General features: G+C 41.1%; 4 protein-coding genes. 2 read left to right on the forward strand and 2 right to left on the reverse strand.

From position 1 onward, the window contains the following. Window positions 1–1,759: 1,759 nt before the first annotated feature. Window positions 1,760–3,649 (forward strand): hypothetical protein, encoded by a 1,890-nt coding sequence (locus KK060_RS21385; protein WP_254156207.1) that lies wholly within the window; start codon window positions 1,760–1,762, stop codon window positions 3,647–3,649. Between the two features lie 82 nt (window positions 3,650–3,731). On the opposite strand, the gene KK060_RS21390 is transcribed toward KK060_RS21385, so the two are convergent. Continuing rightward, window positions 3,732–4,016, reverse strand: a complete 285-nt coding sequence (locus tag KK060_RS21390; protein WP_254156209.1) for a hypothetical protein — start codon at window positions 4,014–4,016, stop codon at window positions 3,732–3,734. 1,082 nt (window positions 4,017–5,098) lie between these two features. On the opposite strand from KK060_RS21390, the gene KK060_RS21395 reads away from it, so the two are divergent. After that, window positions 5,099–7,507, forward strand: coding sequence for an ABC transporter permease (locus KK060_RS21395; protein WP_254156211.1), 2,409 nt, complete (start codon window positions 5,099–5,101; stop codon window positions 7,505–7,507). Between the two features lie 832 nt (window positions 7,508–8,339). Here KK060_RS21395 and KK060_RS21400 read toward each other — a convergent pair. Then, a partial coding sequence (locus tag KK060_RS21400; protein ID WP_254156213.1) for a hypothetical protein occupies window positions 8,340–8,544 on the reverse strand: 205 nt, incomplete at its 5' end.

Below are 8,544 nucleotides of genomic sequence, written 5' to 3' on the forward strand. Positions count from 1 at the left end.
GCCCGATCCCGATAGCTATCGGGACGGGCAGTGCCCCGGACCTGTGCGGTTGAAGCATTTTTATGTCTTGATTTTTTGTTACTTTTTTCATCAAGGAAAAAAGTGACATAAGAAATATGATATCATCACTAGTTTGAGGGAGGCTGGAACAAAACTTTAGATAATAGCATTTTCATCGTACCCATTGCAAAGTCAGGGGATCCCCTTGCGGCTACTATTTGCTTTTCATAGTCTCTATTGCACGGGGGGAATGACGATGTTGATGAGAGTCCCTACGCCTTCCTAATGTTGCTCTTTCTTGCCCAAACCTATAATGGTAAACCAAGCGCGTTGGCCGACATAAAAGCGGGCAGTGCCCCGGCCTTGTGCGGCTGAAGCATTTTTATGTCTTGATTTTTTTGTTACTTTTTTCATCAAGGAAAAAAGTAGGAGAGAAAGATCTGCCGAATGAGTTTGGTGTGCTTATTTAGAATCTGCAAGCCTAAGGATCAGATGTCTTTTAGCTTCATTTATCTTTAATAGAGTTAGACAACTGCATTTCATAGTTACAATTGCAAGGCCGGGGGATTCCCTCTCAATAACTTTAGCTTTTCATAGTATCTATTGCAGGCGGGGAATGACGCCACTGATTAAGGTATCTGCGCTTTCCTAATGCTGTTTTTTTTCTTACCAAACCTATGATGAGAAACCAAGCGCGTTGGCCGAAATCCCGATAGCTATCGGGACGGGCAGTGCCAGGACCTGTGCGGTTGAAGCATTTTTATGTCTTGATTTTTTTGTTACTTTTTTCATCAAGGAAAAAAGTAAGGAAGACAAAGACCTGCCGAAGGAGCGTGGTGTGTCTATTGAGAATCTGCAAGCCTGAAAAGCATTCAATAAAACTATGAGACCTTATACACTGAAGCAAGACGCTTCTAACCAGGATACCAACAAGCGGACGCTTGCACCAGCAAGGTCACGCTGACGTTGAGCGAAATGGATCGTAAGCGAGACGCTTACAATATTTTAAGCACAAGGGAGACCCTTGCGCTAGAACGCTAGTGAGCCATAATGCATAGCGAATCAATTGAAATTGAGCTCGCTTTTAGAGCTGAAGAATATAATGGATAAAAAACTGGCAGAACTTCCTGAACGCTGCCAACAGGCTTTTCGCATGAGCCGTATTGAAAAATGTCTATCCACCAAATTGTAGGACAGATGGCTATACCTCCCTTACCCTAGAAAATTATATCACGCACGTATTAAAACACCTGCGCTCGCGTATGCAGGACGGGCTATAAAACCAATTAGTACACTATTCGGTCATTTATTCCGAAATGTGTCATAAAGGTTTACCCATTCCGTCACCTCAAGGCATAAATAAGTATGCTCCAGGTAGGCTATGTGTATGCTATATGTATACATGAAGTATGGATAGAGTATAGGAAGAGTATTAAAATGGGGTTAAGTGTATTAAAAGGCACTCTTCATACTATTGTTATCATTACGATCACAACAAGCAATAAAAATGAAGTTAAAAATTTTGAAAATACTACGGCCGCTTTTAATTTACGCATGATTCCTCGACCCATCTGATCCAATTCGATCACAGCCCACGAAGAATCATCATGGTATAAAACAATAGTTAAGTCCTTAGCTAGGGCATACTTCAGCGTATTGATTTGTGTGGTTGAATGAAAAGGAGCCTGCTCGGGTATAATTACTATTGCCGCAGGGTTTGTTCCTTGCACCGGTCTGGATTACAATTCTTATAATGCATATGCTCAATAAAATCTTTCTCCTTTTTGTAGTTAATTTCTCACTAAGCACCTATTTGCTTGGCCAGGTGTATAACAAACAAAGCACCTACATCGATGCTGTGGCGCTTAAAGCTATTTACGAACAAAACGAGGTGGGTACAAATATCAATAATGAGGAAGTATATAACGGTTATTACGAGATACTGAAACGATACAACATTGATAACAATACCATATCCGCCAATCCTTTTTTAAAAGATGTTGCAATCCAATTAAACCCCGTGACAAACGCAAATGATGGATCGATAAAAGAGAAGTTTTTGCATTATAACGAGCCTGCTGTCGCAGCACCCAAAATTGCAGGTGCGGATTGGGAAAGCACCGTAATCAACGGAGTGGCTAACTTCATGGCGGGACGTTTTAAGCAGGAAGTACTACACACAGCCCTTGACCAGATCTTTAAGCAAATTAAATCAGAAAGAGATTCGGCTCTGGTGAAATCTGTTTTTCCGAAAACCTTCAGTCAAATTACAACGCTTTATGGTAGTGGTTCATCTTCTTACTATACCGCTGATTTACTCTTGTTAAGGCAAACAGCGCAACTGGATCTTAAGAACATGCCAAAGGCAATCAAAAACAATGTAGACGTCATCTTCCCTTATCTTAAGGATAAGCCTAAGATAAAAGACATGCTATTTTTAGGGTATTATATTGTAGAATACGCCAAACTGGAAGAACCTCTTGATCGTTTACTCTCACGTCTTGCAAGCGAATCCTACTCTAGTGATTCTACAGTTTATAAGGTAGTAAATATAGCCGATCTTCTGTCCCAGGCGTTATTGAATAGGGAAGGAAGTAAAGATCTTTGGGTAAATCCGGTAAGCCTTATTCCAGCCCATGCAGGATCGTTACAACATCTTGAAATCCGCTTTTTCTATGGCCTGCTCTACGAACAGCTAAAGAGTATTCCTGAGTGCAGGACCTATCTTGAAGGTGAGAGCAGTAATGACCTGAAGCTAATGGCGACGAAACTAAACGAGCTTGTCCTTTTTGTGAAATATCTCAATAACGCTTACGACTTTATTAAGTCAAAAGGTTACACATTAGCATCTGCAGAAGCTGTTGTTACCTATGTTAACGAAGTAAATGAGTCGTTGTCATATTTCACCCAGACGCTAAGTGGAATACCACTGATAAATGAGAAATTTAATTTAAATGAAGAAGTAATTGATGCTTCTTCAAGGTATATTGGTATTGCTGGCGCCCTTATTCAACAGGAATATCAACAGGTTATCTCGCTGATGATGGTGGAGTTTGGTAAATATATCAAGCATGAAAAAGCAACACGCGTCCTTGCATTTATATCACAATTGGCAGAATTGGAAAGTGCGGATGATATGGAGGCTCTTCTTCAGGCATACGCATTGCCTATTGGCAGTTCGTCAATTAAAAGGCATAGTAGGATGAATATCTCATTCAATGGCTATGTAGGTCTTACGGGAGGATGGGAAACTGCCTATGGTACTGAAGAAAGGCAAACAAGGGGCAACATCGGGTTAGCCGCACCTATAGGCATAACAACAACATTTGGCAAAGGCTATATAACCGCGTTTGTAAGTATAATAGACCTGGGTTCGATTGTAAATCAACGCTTGAACAATGATACTACCTCCTACACAAGTTTGAAGTTTGAACACTTCTTCACGCCTGGCCTTGGTATTTTTGTGAATTGTCCAAAATTGCCGGTAAGTGCAGGTATTCATTTTAACTATGTATCTAATCTTCGTACGATAAAATACGAAGCAGGGAGTGCCGTCATTACAGAAACAAACAGAAGCGTTACCAGGCTTAACTTTTCGCTGCTGGTGGATATACCTTTCTTCACACTGTATAACAGGGAAAAGCGTTAGCAAGTATAGAGTGTTCACGTGATAACCACATGGTCATTGTAGCTAAATGAATAGCCATTACTGATATCACCGGAGCAAAACTTCATGCAAGGTGGGTGTACTGGCCACACTTCAGGCAACAGCATTTCATAGTTACAATTGCAAGGCCAGAGGATTCTCTCGCAGCTTCTTTTAACTTTTTATAGTCTGTATTGCATGCGGGGAATGACGCAGACGATGGAAGTGCCTGCGTCTCTAATGCTGTTCTTTCCTTGCCAAAATCTATGATGAGAAACCCAGCGCGCAGGCCCGACATAAAAGCGGGCAGTGCCCTGGACATGTGGGTGGAAGCATTTTTATGTCTTGATTTTTTTGTTACTTTTTTCATCAAGGAAAAAAGTAAGGAGAGAGAGATCTGCCGAAGAAGTTTGTTGTGTTTACTTTGAACTGCTAGCCTCAGGGTGAGATGTCTTTTAACTTCTTAATAGTTTAATAAAGTTAAGACAACTGCATTTCATAGTTACCATTGCAAGGCCGGGGGATTCCCTCGCAATAACTTTTAGCTTTTCATAGTCTGTATTGCATGCGGGGAATGACGCCACTAGGAGAGTGCCTGCACCATCCTGATTTTTCTTAAAGAGTCATGACCGAATAGAGAACCAAGCGCGTTGGCCCGACATAAAAGCGGGCCGTGCCCCAGCCTTGTGCGGTTGAAGCATTTTTATGTCTTGATTTTTTAGTTACTTTTTTCATCAAGGAAAAAAGTGACATAAGAAATATGAGATCGTCACTAGTTGGGGGAGGTTGAACCAAAACTTTAGATAATAGCATTTTCATAGTATTTATTGTATTTATTGCAAGGCCAGAGAATTCCCTCGCAGCTTCTTTCTACTTTTCATAGTCTCTATTGCAGGAGGGGAATGACGCCACTAGGAGAGTGCCTGCACATCCTGATTTTTCTTAAAGAGTCATCACCGGATAGAGAACCAAGCGCGTTGGCCCGACATAAAAGCGGGCCGTGCCCCAGCCTTGTGCGGTTGAAGCATTTTTATGTCTTGAATTTTTTGGTTACTTTTTTCATCAAGGAAAAAAGTGACATAAGAAATATGATATCATCACTAGTTAGGGGAGGCGTGAAACAAAACTTTAGATAATAGCATTTTCATAGTACCTATTGCAAGGCCAGAGGATTCCCTCGCAGCTTCTTTCTACTTTTCATAGTCTATTGCACGCGGGAATGAGTGCATGCACCATCCAAATGTTGTTATTTTTTATTCAAAGAAAAAAGTGACATTATAAAAATAGGATCGTCACTGTATAGAGAACCAAGTGCGTTGGCACGCCCGATTTTGAACATATTTTCTTAAATCCGAACATCCATAAATAGTTATTAACTAAATGAAGGATAAAATTATAGTAAATCTGTAATGGCATGAAAATCGTAAATGGTCTGGGATTACCATTGCGTTTATGATACAAAGCTATTTTAAAATTGCTCTTCGCTCCCTGATCCGTAACAAAGGCTTTACAGCTATAAATATACTTGGCCTTGTATTGGGTATATCATTCAGTACAATGTTATACACCTACGTAAGACATGAGTTGTCGTATGATTCGTTCCACCAGAAGGCCGACCGTACCTTCCGTGTGCTTACTACTGACAACTCCAATCCCAATGAGGTGAGAACGTTTGGTCGCACGAGTCCTCCAATGGGTCCTCAATTGATGAGTTCATTCCCGGAAGTAAAAGAAATGACACGCCTGTTTCGCTTGTCAGGCCAGGTAATTGTTGAAATTGGTGATGCAAAATATAATGAGCGAAACTGGTTCACCACCAGCGATAGCAACTTCTTTGATATTTTCGACTTCGATCTCATTGCGGGAAATGAAAAAACTGCACTCGCCGAACCATTTTCTGTAATTCTTACAGCGTCAACTGCAAAGAAATATTTTTCGAATGAGAATCCGCTGGGTAAAATAATCAAGACAGGTGCAGGTGAAGTAAAAGTAACAGGTGTAATCAAAGACATACCTATTAACTCACATCTTCAATTTGATCTATTGTTTTCGAGTATCCGCGCTGGCGAGGAGTGGGAACGTTATTTGAATGACTGGCAAGGCAATGGTGCTTTTACATACATCGTATTGGAAAATGGTAAATCAATCGGAGATGTACAGGCAAAGATGCCGGAATTCATCGCAAAGTATTGGGGGCCTGGTGCAGCGGTTAGATCTACGCAATTTCAACCTATTCAAGACATCTACTTACACGCTGCACATGTAGAAGCAGGAATTGAAAGTGCGCATGGTGAAGTTTCATATATCTACATCTTCTCATCAATGGCTGTATTTCTGCTCATCATCGCTGCCATAAACTATGTTAACCTTACAACATCCAAAGCCTCTTTACGTGCCAAAGAGATCGGGATACGAAAAGTAGTAGGTGCCATCAAAAGACAGCTTATCATCCAGTTTCTGACCGAAGCTTTCGTCATTACACTCTTTTCTATGTTATTATCAATAGCGGCTATCGATTTGTGTTTGCCCTTTTTTAATTCAATCACGGGCAAAAATTTTGATCTCACCCTAAATACGCTCGGAGAATATATGCCATCACTTCTGCTGATCGCATTACTGATTGGAGTCATTGCAGGAAGTTATCCTGCTTTCTACCTGTCAAAGTTAAAACCTGTCATTGTACTGAAGGGGCAACCAGTACTTGCAAAGAATAGTTTTGACTTTCGCACTGCACTAGTGGTCTTTCAATTCACCGTTACACTTGTATTAATTGTATCAATCCTGATCATTGGCAGGCAAATTGACTTTATTCAATCCAAAGACCTCGGATTTGATAAGGAAGAAATGTTGGTTATCGACATCAACAGCCGCGCAGTACGTAATCAGTTTCAGGTCATGAAGAATGAATTCTTGGCAATACCAGGTGTCAGGGAGGTAGCTGTATCATCACAGGTTCCCGGCGAATGGAAGGTTATTGACGAAGTGCATGTCCGTACAACCACGGGTAATACCACAATGGCAGACTCACTTGAAATTTATTTTATGGGCTTTGATGAGAATATGCTTAACACTTATCAACTACAACTCGCGTCTGGTAATTACTTTTCAGGAAGGGCTGAAGTTGACTCATTGAACGTGCTGCTCAATGAATCAGCTGTTAAGGCGATGAACTTGAAAAGTGCCCTGGGTAGCAAAGTTCAAGTCAGTGCGTATGGTGTAGTGTGGGAAGCAAATGTAATTGGTGTATTGAAGGACTTTAACTTTCAATCCCTGCATCAGAAGATCGCTCCGATGATTATCGGATTTCGCACAAATCCCATAGCACCTATTGACTACTTTAGTTTGAAAGTATCAGGCAATACACAAGCGCTCATTGAAGAAGTTTCTCAAGTTCATGAAAAATTTGATACGCGAACACCCATTGAGTATCACTTCCTGTCAGACCAGTTGAACATGTTCTATGTGTCAGAGAACAAGGCAGGCATGATTTTCAAAATGGCCGGCATTCTGAGCATCATTGTTGCTTGTCTTGGCCTCCTAGGCATGGCTGCCTATCATGTAGAACGAAGAACAAAGGAACTCGGAGTCAGAAAAATATTGGGAGCCGGACCACTTAATTTGTTTTTAATGATTTCCTTTTCATTTATCAGGAATGTGTTTCTGGCCTTCATCTTGGCTTGTCCGCTGGCCTGGTATATTATGCGTGAATGGCTGAGTGCTTTTGAATACCGGATTCAAATTGAGCCGAGTTCTTTTATATTGGCCGGTGTTTTCGTATTGATGTTGGTCTTTATTACAGTAGGGTATCAATCGCTGAAGGCAGCGCTCCATAATCCCATTCACGCACTCAGGCAGGAATAGGGGAAGGTAGGAATAGTCTTATTCCTACCCGAGGTTAGATGAACGCTCTGCCAGGTCATCAAGGAAAAAGTGACATAAGAAATATGATATCATCACTAGTTAGGGGAGGTTGAAACAAAACTTTAGGTAATAGCATTTTCATAGTATCTATTGCAAGGCCAGGGGATTCCCTCGCAGCTTCTTTCTACTTTTCATACTCTGTATTGCATGCGGGGAATGACGCCACACAGGAGAGTGCCTGCACCATCCTGATTTTTCTTAAAGAGTCATGACCGAATAGAGAACCAAGCGGGTTGGCCCGACATCCCGATAGCTATCGGGACGGGCAGTGCCCCGGCCTTGTGCGGTTGAAGCATTTTTATGTCTTGAATTTTTTGGTTACTTTTTTCATCAAGGAAAAAAGTAAGGAGAGAAAGACCTGCCGAATGAGTTTGATGTGTTTATTTAGAATCTGCAAGCTTAAAATTCTAGAAGAGCTAAATGCTAACAGATATATAATCCTTTATTCTTTCCATTACCTAATCTATAATGAGAACCAAGCGCGTTGGCCCGACATCCCGATAGCTATCGGGACGGGCCGTGCCCCGGCTTGTGCGGTTGAAGCATTTTTATGTCTTGATTTTTTTGTTACTTTTTTCATCAAGGAAAAAAGTAAGAAGACAAAGACCTGCCGAATGAGTTTGGTAAGTTTATTTAGAATCTGCAAGCCAGAAGAGCAGATGTCTATTAACTTCATTAATCATTTAGTTAAAGTTTCAGACAACAGCATTTCATAGTTACAATTGCAAGACCACGGGATTCCCTCGCAAATACTTTTAGTTTTTTATAGTCTCTATAGTAGGCGAGGAATGACGAAGACGATGGAAGTGCCTGCGTCTCTAATGCTGTTCTTTCCTTGCCAAAATCTATGATGAGAAACCCAGCGCGTTGGCCTGACATAAAAGCGGGCCGTGCCCCGGCCTTGTGCGGTTGAAGCATTTTTATGTCTTGATTTTTTTGTTACTTTTTTCATCAAGGAAAAAAGTAAGAAGACAAAG

This window comes from Chryseosolibacter indicum (assembly GCF_018598585.1).
Lineage (GTDB): Bacteria > Bacteroidota > Bacteroidia > Cytophagales > Cyclobacteriaceae > Chryseosolibacter > Chryseosolibacter indicus.

Bases quoted from the DNA above. Each gene is read 5' to 3' on its own strand.
- KK060_RS21395 (WP_254156211.1), top strand. From the start codon at position 5,099: ATGATACAAAGCTATTTTAAAATTGCTCTTCGCTCCCTGATCCGTAAC.
- KK060_RS21390 (WP_254156209.1), bottom strand. From the start codon at position 4,016: ATGAAAAAAGTAACAAAAAAATCAAGACATAAAAATGCTTCCACCCAC.
- KK060_RS21385 (WP_254156207.1), top strand. From the start codon at position 1,760: ATGCTCAATAAAATCTTTCTCCTTTTTGTAGTTAATTTCTCACTAAGC.